At 73.7% G+C, this 14,446-nt stretch carries 12 protein-coding genes; 2 read left to right on the top strand and 10 right to left on the bottom strand.

Translation table 11 applies throughout. From position 1 onward, the window contains the following. The first annotated feature begins 10 nt into the window (after positions 1–10). Entirely contained in the window at positions 11–466 is a 456-nt protein-coding gene (locus tag LO763_RS24115) for a hypothetical protein (RefSeq protein ID WP_230789986.1), read from the top strand. Positions 467–845: 379 nt separating this feature from the next. On the opposite strand, the gene LO763_RS24110 is transcribed toward LO763_RS24115, so the two are convergent. From LO763_RS24110 to LO763_RS24095, 4 genes are all read right to left on the bottom strand, one after another. After that, entirely contained in the window at positions 846–1,487 is a 642-nt protein-coding gene (locus LO763_RS24110; RefSeq protein WP_230789984.1) for a response regulator transcription factor, read from the bottom strand. Beyond that, the gene (locus tag LO763_RS30125) at positions 1,484–2,734 is read right to left on the bottom strand and encodes a sensor histidine kinase (protein WP_230789981.1); all 1,251 of its coding nucleotides are present in this window, start codon (positions 2,732–2,734) and stop codon (positions 1,484–1,486) included. The genes LO763_RS24110 and LO763_RS30125 overlap by 4 nt, the downstream gene beginning before the upstream one ends. Before the next feature lie 88 nt (positions 2,735–2,822). Then, positions 2,823–3,299: a VOC family protein gene (locus LO763_RS24100; RefSeq protein WP_230789977.1), complete on the bottom strand. Its 477-nt coding sequence runs from the start codon at positions 3,297–3,299 to the stop codon at positions 2,823–2,825. A gap of 199 nt (positions 3,300–3,498) precedes the next feature. After that, on the bottom strand, positions 3,499–5,148 hold the full coding sequence (locus LO763_RS24095) for a hypothetical protein (RefSeq protein ID WP_230789974.1): 1,650 nt from the start codon (positions 5,146–5,148) through the stop codon (positions 3,499–3,501). Between the two features lie 158 nt (positions 5,149–5,306). On the opposite strand from LO763_RS24095, the gene LO763_RS24090 reads away from it, so the two are divergent. Next, positions 5,307–7,820: an ATP-binding protein gene (locus LO763_RS24090; protein WP_230789972.1), complete on the top strand. Its 2,514-nt coding sequence runs from the start codon at positions 5,307–5,309 to the stop codon at positions 7,818–7,820. Here LO763_RS24090 and LO763_RS24085 read toward each other — a convergent pair. The 6 genes from LO763_RS24085 to gmk form a co-directional block, all read right to left on the bottom strand. Beyond that, entirely contained in the window at positions 7,784–8,935 is a 1,152-nt protein-coding gene (locus tag LO763_RS24085; protein WP_230789970.1) for a DUF72 domain-containing protein, read from the bottom strand. The genes LO763_RS24090 and LO763_RS24085 overlap by 37 nt on opposite strands. 31 nt (positions 8,936–8,966) lie before the next feature. Next, on the bottom strand, positions 8,967–10,892 hold the full coding sequence (locus LO763_RS24080) for a primosomal protein N' family DNA-binding protein (protein ID WP_230789968.1): 1,926 nt from the start codon (positions 10,890–10,892) through the stop codon (positions 8,967–8,969). A 60-nt stretch (positions 10,893–10,952) separates the two neighbouring features. Then, entirely contained in the window at positions 10,953–12,146 is a 1,194-nt protein-coding gene (gene metK, locus LO763_RS24075; RefSeq protein ID WP_230789966.1) for a methionine adenosyltransferase, read from the bottom strand. A gap of 147 nt (positions 12,147–12,293) precedes the next feature. Further along, positions 12,294–13,526 carry a bifunctional phosphopantothenoylcysteine decarboxylase/phosphopantothenate synthase gene (locus tag LO763_RS24070; protein ID WP_230789964.1) on the bottom strand — a complete coding sequence of 411 codons (1,233 nt, stop codon included), beginning with the start codon at positions 13,524–13,526 and terminating at the stop codon, positions 12,294–12,296. Between the two features lie 3 nt (positions 13,527–13,529). Next, on the bottom strand, positions 13,530–13,802 hold the full coding sequence (gene rpoZ / locus LO763_RS24065) for a DNA-directed RNA polymerase subunit omega (protein WP_230789961.1): 273 nt from the start codon (positions 13,800–13,802) through the stop codon (positions 13,530–13,532). 32 nt (positions 13,803–13,834) lie between these two features. Then, positions 13,835–14,437, bottom strand: coding sequence for a guanylate kinase (gmk, locus tag LO763_RS24060; RefSeq protein WP_230789959.1), 603 nt, complete (start codon positions 14,435–14,437; stop codon positions 13,835–13,837). Positions 14,438–14,446 lie beyond the last annotated feature (9 nt).

The following is a 14,446-nucleotide window of genomic DNA, read 5'->3' as shown; positions in this document are numbered from 1 at the left end:
GAGGCGCGCGATGGCGCAGGAGCGGGTGTTCGACCCCGAGGCGATCGAGGAGTACCGGCAGTTCCTGCTGGGGCTGCTCGAGACGCTCGAGAACCAGGTGGTGCCCGTGCTGGGCACCGGGACGCTGAGCCGGGCCCCGGCGTTCGGGACCGCGCCGGGCGCGGCCGACGCGGCGGGGCGGTACCTGGAGTTCCACGCCGCCACTTGGCGGAACCTCCAGTACCTGCGGGGGACCCTGCACGGCATGGAGGCGGCGCTGGCGGCGGTGGCCGCGAGCGGCGGCGAGGCCGACGAGGAGGCGACGACGGCGTTCGCCGCCGCCGAGTCCGACGCCGGGTCGACCGGAGGCGGCGCGTTCGCGGACGGCGGCGTCCTGACCGACGGCGGCGCGGTCCCGGGCATCGCCTCCGACGGCTTCACCGCGGAGGACGCCGCGGTCGAGGGCGCGACCGTCTTCGACGCCTAGGAGGCGGTGGCGGGCGGCGGAGACGTATGCGGCGCGGCCGTACCGGTCCGAGTGGCGCGACGGGAGGCGGGCCGGACGACGGCCGTCAGGGATCCCCCGCCGCCTCCTAGGTGTGATGTTCAGGGACGCTACCGGTCGGCATCCGGCCGCCCTCCCGCGACCACCCGGGCCGGACGCCGCTGCGTGGCGTCCGGTCGATGGCTCGCACCACCGCGTCGTCGGCCCTCCGGATACGACACCGGTATCCGGAGCGCCTGCCGCCTTGCGGCCCGAACCGACTCATGGACTCGGACCCCGCCACCCCGGGAGTTCGTCAACAGGGCCTCGGGGCGTCCGCAATCTCTGGGCCGGGGTCCGGCCGCGCCGCCGGGGCCTGCGCTCAGACGAGGCCGCCTTCGTAGGCCGCGATCACGGCCTGCGTGCGGTCGCGGACGCCGAGCTTGGTGTAGACGCTGCTCAGGTGGGTCTTGACGGTCTCGCGGCCGAGGAACAGCTCGGCCGCGATCTCGGCGTTCGACAGGCCGCGGGCCGCGAGGGTGAGGACCTCGCGCTCGCGGTCGCTCAAGTCATTGATCCCTTTGGGCGGCTTGCGTTTCGGTGTGGCCGCGGCGAGGCGCCGGACGGCCTCGGGGAACAGGAGCGCGTCGGTGCGGGCCACGAGCCGCACGGCCGCCAGGAGGTCCTCGAGGCGGGTGCGCTTGAGCAGGAACCCGTCGGCGCCGGCCCGCAGCGCCTGCCACACGTAGTCGTCGTTGTCGAAGGTGGTGACCACCAGGATCTTCGGCGGATCGTCCAGTTCGGACACGATCCGTTCGGTGGCCTGGATGCCGTCCACCTTCGGCATCCGCACGTCCATGAGCATCACGTCGGCCCTGCCGGAGCGGGCGATGGCGAGCGCGTCGACCCCGTCGGCCCCTTCGGCCACGACCTCCAGGTCGGGTTCGGCGCCGATGATGGCGGCGAACCCGGAGCGGATCAGGGCCTCGTCGTCGATCAGCGCGATGCGCAGCGGTGCGGTCATTCCTCGGCCTTCCCGGTCTCGAGCGGAACGGCGGCCCGGACGGTCCACCGCCCGGGGGTCCAGTCGGTTTCGGCGGTCCCGCCGAGCACGGCGGCGCGCTCGGCCATGCCGATGAGGCCGCGCCCGCCCCTGCCGGTCCGGCGGCGGGGCCTGCGGGCCGCGGGGCTGGTGACGGTGACGGTGCACTCCCGCTCCCCCACCGCGACCGCCACGGCCGCGCGGGGCTCGTCGGCGTGGCGCAGCACGTTCGTCAGCGACTCCTGGACGATCCGGTAGATCTCGCGGGAGGCCAGGCGGCTCAGGGCGCCGGGGTCGCCGGTGACCTGGAGGTCGGCGTCGACCCCGGACTCGGCCGCGAGCGCCTCGAGGTCGGCGAGGTCGCGCTGCGGGGCCCGGGAGCCGTCCCGGTCCTCGCGCAGGGCCCCGATGACGGCGTCGAGTTCGGCGAGGGCGCCGCGGGCGGTCTCGCCGACGGCGGTCATGGCCTCGGCCGCGAAGGCGGGGTCGGCGGCGATGAGGCGGGCGGCGGCCTCGGACTGGACGACGACGACCGACAGGGCGTGGCCCACCGAGTCGTGCAGTTCGCGGGCGATGCGATTGCGGGCGGCCAGGCGGGCGGACTCGGCCCGGGAGGCGGCCAGGCGGTCGGCGGCGCTCTGCCCCAGCAGCCTCGGCGCGAGGGCCTTCATGCCCGCGGTGGCGGCGGCGACGAAGCCGATGAGGGCGGCCAGCAGCAGCGGCCCGGTGACCGTCCCCCACTCGACGAACCAGCCCCAGTAGGGGTCCGGGGGCTCGGCGAGCCCGCCGGTCGCCAGGAGGGTGCCGTAGTAGGCGAGGTAGACGGTGAAGGGCACCGTGGCCAGCGTGACGCCGCTGACGAGGCCGCCGACCGCGGCGTGGAGGGTGAACCAGCAGCCGGTGCGCCAGCGCGCGTTCCAGGTGCCGTCGTCGGGGGAGGCGAACCGGGCGTCGAGGAGGCGGCGGGCGGCGGTGCGCTCGACCTCGCGGTCGGGCAGGAGCAGGGAGACGGCGGCGACGAGCGGGAGGACGCCGAGGTAGACGGCGGGGTGGAGGATGCCGTCGAAGCCGCTCTCGGGGCGGCGCCAGTTGTAGAAGACGGCGCCGACCATCATGAACGGCATCATGAGCGCCCCGCCGAGGATCATCCAGACCCACCCGCGGTAGGTGGCCCGGGACCAGAGCGGGGCGATCAGGCGCATGGGGCCATTGTGCCAGCGGTCGTTCACGGCTCCAGTGTCGCCGAGGCGGGCCCCGGGGGCCTCCCTCCGCGGCGTGGCCCGGGTCCCCCGGGCGGGGGATCCGGGACCTGCGGCGCTACCGGCCCTCGTAGGCGTCCTTGAGGCCCTGGAGGTCGATCTTCTTCATCTTGTACATCGCCTCGGTGGCGCGCATGGCGGCCTCCTTGTCGGGGCCGCCGACGTAGTCGTCGGCCGCGGAGGGCCAGATCTGCCAGTTGACGCCCCACTTGTCGGCGACCCAGCCGCACTCGATCTCCCTGCCGCCGCCCGCGAGGACGGCGTCCCACAGGCGGTCGACCTCGGCCTGGTCGTCGCAGTTGACCAGGAGCGACATGGCGTGGTCGTGCTTGGCCGAGTCGTCGCCGTTGATGGCGGTGAAGGACTGCCCGGCGAGCTCGAAGTTCACGACCATGACCTTGCCGGGGGTGCCGTGGGCGTCCTCGACGAAGGGGATGGTGCCGGTGACCTTGGCACCGGGGAACAGGGACACGTAGAAGGCGACGGCCTCTTCGGCGTCCCCGTCGTACCAGATGTTGGTGACGATCTTCTGCATGGTGGTGACGTCCTTCCGAACGGTTCCGATGCGTTGGCTGCACCAGTCGAGACGAGGCGGCGCGCCGGGATTCATCGGTCGCCGCGGAGGAAGTGGCCCGGCCGCCCCGCGCAGCGGATTCGCGGGGCGGCCGGAGCGGTCGGACCGGAGCGTTCCCACATCCCCGGCCCGGGTCTCCTGAGGGCGCGGCCGCGCCGCGCTACGACGCCGCCGCTTCCTGGGACTTCCGGGTCACGTACGTGCCGTCCTCGTAAGGGTCGGTGTCGGCTCCTGCGGGGCGCTGCGTGTCAGCGGCCTCGGCCTCGAGGTCCAGCTCGGAAGTCTTGTCCATGGTCTTGCGCATGTCCGGGTCCCCCATGATCCGCTCGAAGTCCTGGGCGGCGTTCCCATCGGCCTCGTCGTAGTCTTCGGCCGCCTCTCTGATCTGGTCGCGGGCGAGGTAGTACCGCGCGGTCGCGGTCCGCATGTACTGCTCGAACTCCCGGTTCAGCGCCATGACGTCGACGTCGGCCGGGCGCGCGATGCCGTCCTTGTCGGCGAGCTGCCCTTCGGCCTTGTAGGCGCCTTTGAAATGGGCCAGCAGCCCCTCATAGCCGATGGCGATCTTGCCGCACTGCTCGGCGAGCGACATGACCATGTCGACCGAGACCGAGAACTTCTCGGACTTTCGGGCGTCGTCGCCGGACGCGTGGTTCTCGGTCAGGTCGTACAGTTCCAGTTCGAAGCCGCTCTTGCCGTTGATGCGGTCGCGGAGCTCGGACACCGCCGCCGCGTACTCCCCCTCTTTGGACTCCACCTCGGTGCGGACCTCGTCGATCTTGGCACCGAGGTCGACGACGATCTTCTTGAAGTCGCCGCTGAAGTCGACCTGCTTGACGGGCACGGGGAACATCTGCTCGCCGAGGAAGCCGATGAGCGAGATCGCGCCGCCCGCGGCGGCGCCCTTCGGGCCGCCGACGAGCGCCAAGAAGTCGCCGACGCCCTGCATGGTCTTCCAGCCGGCGGTCCCCTCCGAGGTCGTCGTGCTCGTCGCGTACAGCGCCCGGGTCGCGCCCTCGATCGCGCCGATGACGTTGTTGCGGCCGAACTCGATGATGCCGGCGCGGAGGTGCACGCGCATGGCCAGCGAAGTCGCGAGGTCGTAGTGGCTCCTGCGGGTCGGCTTGGGCGACACCATGAACCCATGGCGGAGCGCGTCGGCGGCCAGGCCGGTCCAGGCCTCCCACCACTCGTCGAACACCGAGGCGTCGCTCGGCAGGTCCTCGATCAGGGCCGACAGGTCCCCGGCGCCTTTCGAGCCCTTGCCGCCGTCGTCGGAGTCACCCGCGTACAGCGCGGTGCTGATGGCCTGAAGGGCGGCGTAACCGGCGCCGAGCTCCTCCTGCTTCTGGTGGTCGAACAAGGGGATGCGCCGGTAGAGCGCGCTGCACTCCGCTTTCGCCCACTGCGGGACCTGCTCCATGACCTGCGGCATGGGGCACTGCACCTGCGCCGGCAGCGGTGCGGTGCGACCGGTCCGCTTGTCCGTGACCTCCACGCCCGCCATATTCGGCGGGAGCCTCCCGCTACAGGTGGACGGCGGCGCCTTGTCCGCGTCGCCCTCGGCCCAGAACCCGTAGTCGCAGAACCCGCGGTGGTAGAACACGTCCGGGTCGCTCAGTCGCGGCCACACGAGCACACAGGACTTCACGTCCGTCGCGGACAGCCGGTTGACGATGTGCCGGTTCCCGCGGAAGTCCAAGGCCGCCTGCCGCTTCCACCGCACCGTCAGGATGTCCTCGAAGACCGCCAGGTAGTCCTTGACCATCTCAGCGTGCTTCGGGCCGGGGAACTGCGTCGGAGCGACCATGGGGCATCGCCTTTCTCATGGGGAGGCCGCGAAGGCGCACGGCCTTCGGGGACGGTTCGAGTGCACCATCGATGCGCCAGTGCCGCAAGGGTTGCGGGCGTCCCGGAACGTCCGGGACAGGAGCCCCCCGCCTGGCGGATCCTCTGTAGAATCGTGAGGTGCGCCATTCCCCCGACGGCCTGGACCCCTCCGCGGCGGCCTCGGCCCCCCAACTGGTCGCCCTGCTCCGCGAGCTGCGCGCCGCCTCCGGCCTGAGCATCCGCGAGATCAGCCGCCGCGCCCGCGACCGCGGCGACTGGCTCCCCACCAGCACCCTCGCCGCCGTCCTCAACCGCGACGCGATCCCCCGCGCCGAAGTCGTCGCCGCGCTCGTCCGCGCCTGCGGCGGCGACGAGGCCGCCGTCGACACCTGGCTCGCCCAGTGCGGCCGCATCGCCGCCGCCGACGTCACCGACACCGGCCTGGTCCCCCGCCAGCTCCCCTCCGCGCCCCACGCCTTCATCGGCCGCGAACGCGAACTGCGCCTCATCGACCGGCACGCCCGCGAGGCCTCGCCCCGCGCGGTCGTCATCGCCGGCCCCGCCGGCGTCGGCAAGACCGCCCTCGCCCTCCACTGGGCCCACCGCTCCCCCGACGCCTTCCCCGACGGCCAGCTCTACATCGACCTCCGCGGCTTCTCCGGCAGCGCCCCGCTCGGCCCCGCCCCCGTCCTCCAGCGCTTCCTCACCGCGCTCGGCACCGACCCCGAAGAGGTCCCGCAGGACGGCGACGAGCGGGCCGCGATGTACCGCTCGCTCCTGAGCCACCGCCGCGTCCTCGTCGTCCTCGACAACGCCCTCAGCCCCGAGCAGCTGCGCGACCTCCTGCCCGGCGCCGGCGGGTCCACCGCCCTCATCACCGCCCGCACCGACCTGTTCGGCCTCACCGCCACCCACGGCGTCCCCCACCTGCGCCTCGCCCCGCTCACCCGCGAGGCCTCCATGGACCTCCTGGGCGCCATGATCGGCCGCGAACGCGTCGCCGCCGACCCCGAGGCCACCCGCGGCCTCGCCGCCGCCTGCGGCGACCTCCCCCTCGCCCTGCGCCTGGCCGCCTGCCAGACCCTCGCCCGCCCCGAGCAGCCCCTCGGCGACCTCCGCGACCGCATCGCCGGGGCGCCCCTGGCGAACCTCGACCTCCCCGGCGACGAGGCCGCCGGACTGCGCGCGTGCCTCGACCTCACCCGCGACCGCCTCGAGCCCGCCGAGCGCCGGGTCCTCGACGCCGTCGGCCTCCACCCCGCCACCGAGTTCGAACCCGCCGGGATCGCCGCCCTCACCGGCACGGACACGGCGGCCGCCGACGCCGCCCTCCACCGGCTCGCCGCCGTCCACCTCGCCGCACCGGCCGCCGAAGGCCGCTGGAGCGTCCACGACCTCGTCCGCGCCTACGCACGCGAGCAGGCCGAACGGCTCCCCGGGAGCGAGCGGGACGCCGCACTCGACCGCCTCTACGACTGGTACCTGGCGACCCTCGCCCGATGCCACCGGCTCGTGCACGGATTCGACGCCGAGACCACTCCCGACACCGACGTGCCGGTGCCCGAGTTCGGCGACTCCCGCGACGCCGTCCTCTGGCTCGACGCCCGCCACGACCTGATCGGCGAGATGATGCGCCACGCCGCCGCGGCGGGGCACCCCTGGCACGCCGGCCGGCTCGCCGCGACCATGTGGCGGCACCTGAGCACGCGCGGATTCCACACCGAGGCCCTCGCCAACCTCGACATCGCGTTCACCGCCGCCCGCGCCCTCGGCGACCGCGCCCACGAGGCCAGGCTGCTGCGGCAGATGGGCAACACGCTCAGGGACCTCAACCGGTACGACGAGGCCGAACGCCGCCTCGACGAGGCCCGCGGCCTGTCCCTCGAACTCGGCCACGGCCTGGGCGCGGTGTCCTCGCTGGCGGCCATCGGCTGGTGCCACTTCGAGCGCTGGCGGCTCGCCGAGGCCCGCGCCTGCGCGGCCGAGGCCGCCGAGGGCTACCGCGACCTCGGCGAGGCCGGACTGGAAACGAAGTGCCGCACCGAGATCGCCCACCTCGACATGCTCCTGGGCGCCCACGGGGAGGCCAAGGACGCCTTCGAGGGATCGCTGAAGATCTTCACCGACCTGGGCTGGCACGTCGACCTCGGCGGGGCGCTGCTGGACCTCGGGCGGCTGCGGATGCGCGCGGACGACCTGGATGCCGCCGCCGCACTGCTCGAACAGGCCCTCGACGCCTACAACCGCAGCGGCAACCACTACGGGCTGACCGTCGCCCGCAGCCTCTTCGCGTGGATCCAGGCCCGCCGGGGCCGCCGCGCGGAGGCGGCCGAGCTGGCCGAGGCCGCCCTCGACGCGACCGCGACGACCGCGCGCGCCGAGCAGCGGCTGATCGCCCTCAACGAGGCCGGCTTCGCCTACCTGGCCTCCGGCGACCCCGACGCGGCCGAGCGGCTCCACCTCGAGGCCCTCGAACTCGCCGAGGCCCTCGGCAACCCGTACGAGGAGGCCCGGGCCCGCCACGGCCTCGGCGACACGCTCGCGGCCCGCGGCGACCAGGCCGGGGCACGGACCCAATGGGAGCGCGCCCTGCACCGCCACGAGGCCCTGGGGACCTACGAGCGGCTCGAACTGGCCGACCGCCTCGGCTGACGGCCGCGACCGCCCCGCGCCGGACGGCGAACCGCCTGAGACGGGCCCGATCGCCGCGCCCCTGGTATACAGGAACGGTGACCGAGCAACGGGAGAGCCGCATCCGGACCGCCATCGCCGCCCTCGCCTACCGCGCGCAGTCGCTGACGATCTTCGGCTACATGGGCGTCGCGACCCTGATCGGCGTGGAGTCCCTCATCGTGGTCCTCGGCTTCACCACGGTCTTCCCGATCGCCATCCCGTTCGTCCTCATCGCCGTCGCGGCCGTCTACTTCTTCCGTGAGCGCCTCCGCGCCCTGTGGCGCGGCGTCCTGGGCAGGTTCGGCAAGCCTCGCGACGAGGCCGCCGAAGCCGAGCGGTAATGCCCCTGCCGCGGCCGGGACCTCGCGGCCGAGGCCGCGCATCAACCCGGCGAAGCGCAACGCGTTCAGCACCGGCGCCGGCCCCGGGTCGTTGTTGAAGTAGACGTGGCAGTCGGCCGACCGCGGCCAGGCCTCGTCGACGCGCCGGCACCACGACCGCAGCGCGGCGTCCCCGTAGCTCGGCACCGGCCGGGCCCGGCCCTCGTGGAGCCGCAGATACCCCCACGAAGCGGTGCGCCACAGCGGCGCCACCGGCCGACCGCCCCGATCGGCCCAGCACAGGGCCGCGTCGCGCTCGGTCAGCAGCCCGCGCACCTCGTCGTTCCACCACGACCGGTGCCGCGGCTCCACCGCGACCCGCGCGCCCGCCGGAAAGCGGTCCAGGCACGCGGCCAGCCGCTCCGGAGCGGCCCGCAGCCACGGCGGCAGTTGCAGCAGGAACGGCCCCAGCCGGTCGCCGAGCCCGGCCGCCGCCTCGACGAGCCGGTCCACGTGCCCGGCCGGGTCGCGCAGCCGCGCGACATGCGTGAGCTCGCGGTTCGCCTTGACCGCCATGATGAAACCCGGCGGGAGCCGCTCGCGCCAGGCCTCGAACCGCTCGCGGCCCGGCAGGCCGTAGAACGAGCTGTTGTTCTCGACCGTGGCGAAGTGCCCTGCGTACCGCTCCAGCCAGCGTCGCTGCGGGACGCCGGAGTAGAACGCGTCCCGCCACTCGCGGAACTGCCAGCCGGACGTGCCGACGAACACGGGCATCCACCCATTGTGCCGCGAAGGGGCCCGCCGGTCAGGCGATCTCGCGGGGGTCGATCTGGACCCGCACCTGCTCGGCCCTGGCCCCCGCCCGCTCGGCGGTCGCCCTCGCCAGCGTGCCCGCCAGGGCCGCGCCGTCCCGGCGCCGGACCCGCAGCAGCAGCCGCTCGGTGCGCTCGTCCACGGGGATCGGCCCGATCGCCTCGACGCCCAGGTCCGCCGGCAGGTCGGCCGCCAGCTTCTCCGGCTCGCCGTTCGGCCCGGTCAGCGCCGCGAACTTCATCACCGGCGGGAAACCGAGCTCGGCCCGGTCCTCGAGCTCCTGCCCGGCGAACCACGCCGCGTCCCAGCGGATCAGCGCCTGCACCACCGGCAGGCCGCCGTCCGCGGTGACCACCGCGGTGCCGCCGGGGGCGCACAGGGCCACCGCGTTCATCCAGATCCGCAGGGCCTCCTCGGAGGCGGTGAGCTCGGCCCGGGTCAGCTGCGCCCACGTGTCGACCAGCAGCACCGCGCCGTAGCCTCGCGGCGCGACGGGTTCGACCCCCGGCGTCGACACCACGACCCTCGCTCCCTCCGGGACCGAGTCGAGCCGCTCCGACGCGTTCGACTCCACCACCTCGACGCCGGGGAACGCGCTCGCGACCTCCTCCGCCGTGCGCCCGGCCCCGATCACCACGGCCCTGATGCGGTCCGACCCGCACTCGGCGCAGCGGTGCGAGCCGTCGACCCGGCCGCACCAGGTGCACACCGGGGGCCGGCGCGGCCCGGTCAGCCGCAGCGGCCCGGTGCACTCCGGGCACAGCGCGCGGGCGCGGCAGCGCTGGCACGAGACCGCCGGGACGTACCCGCGGCGGGGCACCTGGAGCAGCACCGGCAGGTCGGCGCCGAGGGCCTTCCGGGCGGCCTCCCAGGCGACCGAGGGCAGCCGGGCGGTCGAGCTGGAGGGGTCGATCGCGAGGTCGGCGTCGTCGCCGATCGGGACCACGCGCGGCGCGGCTGCGCGCAGCGCGTCGCGGCGGCCCGCGGCCGAGACGGCCCAGCCGGTCTCGACCAGCAGCTGCGCCTGCGCCGTCCGCGCGAAGCCGCCGACCGCGCAGGCGGCCCCGGCGAGCTCGGCCCGGGTCAGCAGCACCTCCCGGGCGTGCGGGTGCGGGGCGTGGAGGCTGACGAGGTTCTGGTCGCCGTCGTCCCAGACGGCGACCAGGCCGAGGTCGTCCACGGGGGCGAACATCGCGACCTGCGTGCCGGCGACGATGCGGACCTCGCCGCGGAGCGCCTTGAGGAAGGACCGGTACCGCGGCGTGGGGCCCATGGCGTTGGAGAGCGTGACGTGCCGGTCCGGGCCGAGCACGGCGGTCAGCGCGCGGTCCAGCCGCTCGAGGTCGTACTGGTCGGGGACCACCAGCAGCGCTCCGCGGCCGGCCGCGGCCGCCGCCGCGGCGGCCTCGGCGAGGCGGGAGGTCCAGTCCTCGCCGGGCAGGGCGCTCCAGACGATCCTCGGCGCCTTGCCTTCGCGCACCGCGCGCAGGAATGCCTCGCCTGCGTTATATCTATCCCAGTGAGTCGAGGTCGGGGGGTCCACCGGCAGGCGTTCGGCCGGGGGCTCCTTCTCGACGCGGACCTTCCGCTCGGGGAGGGCCAGGCGGAGGACGTCCGCGAGGTTGCCCGCGTAGCGGTCGGCGATCCGCTGCGCGAGCCCGGCGACCTCGGCGGTGAGCACCCGGCCGGGCGGGAGAACGTCGAGGATCGGCAGGATCGTCCCGGAGAAGTCGGCGTGGTCGCGGACGGCGAGGACGGTGCCCTTGAGCCTGCGGTTGCTGAACCGGACCGCCACGCGGCACCCGGGCTCGACCCGGTCGAGCAGTTCGGCGGGGATGCGGTAGTCGAACAGCTGGTTGAGCTGCGGCAGTGGGTGGTCCACGCAGACCGCGGCATACCTGGCTGGGGACTCGTCCATCCGAATAAAATACCGGGCGCCCCCGACCGTCGGGGGCGCCCGGTGCGAAGCCGTGGGGCGCTAGTTGACGGCCTCCTTGAGGGAGGCGGCGCGGTCGGTGGCCTCCCAGGTGAACTCCGGGAGTTCGCGGCCGAAGTGGCCGTACGCGGCGGTCTTGGAGTAGATCGGGCGGATCAGGTTGAGGTCGCGGATGATCGCGGCCGGGCGCAGGTCGAAGACCTCCAGCACGGCGCGCTCGATCCGCGAGGGGTCCACGGTGCCGGTGCCGAGGGTGTCGACCGCGATGCTCACGGGCTTGGCCTTGCCGATCGCGTAGGCGACCTGGACCTCGCAGCGCTCGGCGAGCCCCGCGGCCACGACGTTCTTGGCGACCCAGCGGGCGGCGTACGCGGCCGAGCGGTCGACCTTCGACGGGTCCTTGCCGCTGAAGGCGCCGCCGCCGTGGCGGGCGTAGCCGCCGTAGGTGTCGACGATGATCTTGCGGCCGGTCAGGCCCGCGTCGCCCATGGGGCCGCCGATCTCGAAGCGGCCGGTCGGGTTGACCAGGAGCTTGTAGTCGGCGATGTCGAGGTCGAGGCCGGAGACGACCGGGGCGATGACGTGCTCGGCGATGTCGGGGGCGAGCAGCGAGTCGAGCGAGATGTCGGGCGCGTGCTGGCTGGAGACGACCACGGTGTCCAGGCGCACGGGCTTGAGCCCGTCGTACTCGATGGTGACCTGGGTCTTGCCGTCCGGGCGCAGGTACGGCACGGTGCCGTCCTTGCGGACCTCGGTGAGGCGCTGGGAGAGGCGGTGGGCCAGGGCGATCGGCAGCGGCATCAGCTCGGGGGTCTCGCGGCACGCGAAGCCGAACATCAGGCCCTGGTCGCCCGCGCCCTGGAGGTCGAGCTCGTCGAGCTCCCCGGCGTCCAGCCGGGACTCCCAGGCCTTGTCGACGCCCTGGGCGATGTCGGGACTCTGACCGCCGATCGAGACGTTCACGCCGCAGGAGGCGCCGTCGAAGCCCTTCTTGGAGGAGTCGTAGCCGATCCGCAGGATCGTGTCGCGCACGATCCGCGGGATGTCCGCGTACGCGTGGGTCGTCACCTCGCCCGCGACGTGCACCTGGCCGGTGGTGATGAGGGTTTCGACCGCGACGCGGCTCAGCGGGTCCTCGCCCAGGAGGGCGTCCAGGATCCCGTCGGAGATCTGGTCGGCGATCTTGTCCGGGTGGCCCTCGGTGACCGACTCGGAGGTGAACAGGCGACGTGCCACGGCACTCCTCAACACACATATCCACGCCGCCGGGCGGCGCTCTCAAATGACTTCGCAGCTCACAAGTCTATGCGGTCCCGATCTTGCCACCAACTCGGCGCGCGGGGCCCAGGCGGTGCCCCGGGCGTCCACTGAGCGGGAGCGGCGTCAGGGCAGCGCTGCGGAAACGGCGTCCCAGATGGCGTGGGCGACCGATTCCTTGGAGGCGTGGGCGAGCGCGTCGACTTCGCCACGTTCGTCGAAGAGGGTGACCGAGTTCTCCGCCGAGCCGAACACGGCGCCGCCGGAGACGTCGTTGAGGACCACGAGGTCGGCGTTCTTGGCCTCGCGCTTGGCGCGGGCGTGCTCGGGGCCGTCGTGGGTCTCGGCCGCGAAGACGACGAGGACCTGGCCGGGGCGCTTGGTCCGGCCGACCGCGGCGGCGATGTCCGGCGTCGAGGTCAGGGCCAGGTCGAGGTCGCCCTTGCGTTTGAGCTTGCGGTCCGAGGAGGACTTGGGGGTGAAGTCGGCCGGGGCGGCGGCGAGCACCGCGGCGTCGGCCCCGGCGGCGGCCTCGACGGTGGCGTCGTAGAGCTCGGCGGTGGTCGCGACGCGCTCGACGCGGACGCCGGCGGGCAGGGGGGCGTCCACGTGGGCGGCGATGAGGGTGACGTCGGCGCCGCGCGCGGCGGCCGCGGCGGCGAGGGCGATCCCCTGGCGGCCCGAGGAGTGGTTGCCGATGAAGCGGACCGGGTCGATCGGCTCGCGGGTGCCCCCGGCCGAGACGACGACCTTGCGGCCGACCAGGTCGCGTCGGCCGGTAACGGATGGAGCGTCCGCTCCGGTTCGGGGGTCGGCGTCGCGCAGCGGCGCCGGGTGCCGGAGGAAGCCCTTGAGGAGGACGAAGAGCGACTCGGGCTCGGGCAGGCGCCCGGGGCCGGTGTCGGCGCCGGTGAGGCGGCCCGAGTCGGGCTCGACCACGTGGGCGCCGCGCTCGCGCAGCAGGGCGACGTTGGCGCGGGTGGCCGGGTGCTGCCACATCTCGGTGTGCATCGCCGGGGCGAAGACGACCGGGCAGGTCGCGGTCAGGAGCGTGGAGGTGAGGAGGTCGTCGGCGCGGCCGTGCGCGGCGCGCGCGAGGAGGTCCGCGGTGGCCGGGGCGACGACCACGAGGTCGGCCTCGCGGCCGAACCGCACGTGCTTGACCTGGTCGACGTCGGTGAACACGCCGGAAGCCACCGGGTGGCCCGACAAGGCCTCCCAGGTGGCTTCACCGACGAAGTTGAGCGCCGCCGCGGTCGGCACGACGCGGACGTCGTGGCCGGACTCCTTGAGCAGGCGGAGCAGTATGCAGGCCTTGTAGGCGGCGATGCCGCCCGACACGCCCAGGACGACGTTCAAGGCCTACGCCTCGGGGTCGTCGAACGCCTTCGTTTCGAGGAGGCCCTTGTCGAGCTCGCGCATGGCGATCGACAGCGGCTTCTCCTCGGGCGTGGTCTCGACGAGCGGGCCGACGTACTCGAGCAGGCCTTCGCCCAGCTGCGAGTAGTAGGCGTTGATCTGGCGCGCCCGCTTGGCCGAGTAGATGACCAGCTGATACTTCGACTGGCTCTTCTCGAGCAGGTCGTCGATCGGCGGGTTGGTGATGCCGACGGGGTCGGCGACAGTCCCTGGCACGTGTAATCCTTCGTGTGCGACTTGTGGTTGCCTCAGAAGCTTCCGGTCTTGACGATGGCCGGAGAACTGAGCAACTCTACCAGCTCAGCGGCCGCCTGCTCGATCGACACGTTCGTGACTGTGTGATCGAACTCGGCTTCCGACGCGAGCTCGGAGCGGGCGGCGTCCAGGCGGCGCGCGATCGTGGCCTCGTCCTCGGTCCCCCGCCCGGTGAGGCGGCGGACGAGCTCGTCCCACGACGGCGGCGCCAGGAACACCAGCTGGGCGTCGGGCATGGCCCGGCGGACCTGGCGGGCGCCCTGCAGTTCGATCTCCAGCAGCGCCGGGAGTCCGGCGCGCAGGCGCTCCTCGACCGGGCCGCGGGGGGTTCCGTAGAGGTTCCCCGCGTAGGAGGCCCATTCAAGGAACTCCCCCGCGGCGATCATCGACTCGAACTGCTCGGTCGACACGAAGTGGTAGTCGGCGCCGTCGACCTCACCCGGGCGCGGCTTGCGGGTCGTGCAGCTCACGGAGAGCCAGACCCACGGGTAGTACTCCTGGATGAGGGCCTTGACGCTGCCCTTGCCCACGCCGGACGGGCCGGAGAGCACTGTCAGGCGCTGGGCGAGGGCGGCGTGGTGGTGGTCGATGCTCACGCGACTACT

Origin of the sequence: Glycomyces amatae (genome assembly GCF_020991375.1) — a bacterium.
GTDB classification, from domain to species: domain Bacteria; phylum Actinomycetota; class Actinomycetes; order Mycobacteriales; family Micromonosporaceae; genus Glycomyces; species Glycomyces amatae.
The sequence above is the reverse complement of the archived record's forward strand: the minus strand, read 5'-3'. Positions and strand labels throughout refer to the sequence as shown.

Coding starts and splice junctions, on each gene's coding strand:
- LO763_RS24085 (WP_230789970.1), bottom strand. CDS start 8,935: ATGCCCGTGTTCGTCGGCACGTCCGGCTGGCAGTTCCGCGAGTGGCGG.
- LO763_RS24110 (WP_230789984.1), bottom strand. CDS start 1,487: ATGACCGCACCGCTGCGCATCGCGCTGATCGACGACGAGGCCCTGATC.
- LO763_RS24080 (WP_230789968.1), bottom strand. CDS start 10,892: ATGGACGAGTCCCCAGCCAGGTATGCCGCGGTCTGCGTGGACCACCCA.
- LO763_RS24100 (WP_230789977.1), bottom strand. CDS start 3,299: ATGCAGAAGATCGTCACCAACATCTGGTACGACGGGGACGCCGAAGAG.
- LO763_RS24095 (WP_230789974.1), bottom strand. CDS start 5,148: ATGGTCGCTCCGACGCAGTTCCCCGGCCCGAAGCACGCTGAGATGGTC.
- LO763_RS24115 (WP_230789986.1), top strand. CDS start 11: ATGGCGCAGGAGCGGGTGTTCGACCCCGAGGCGATCGAGGAGTACCGG.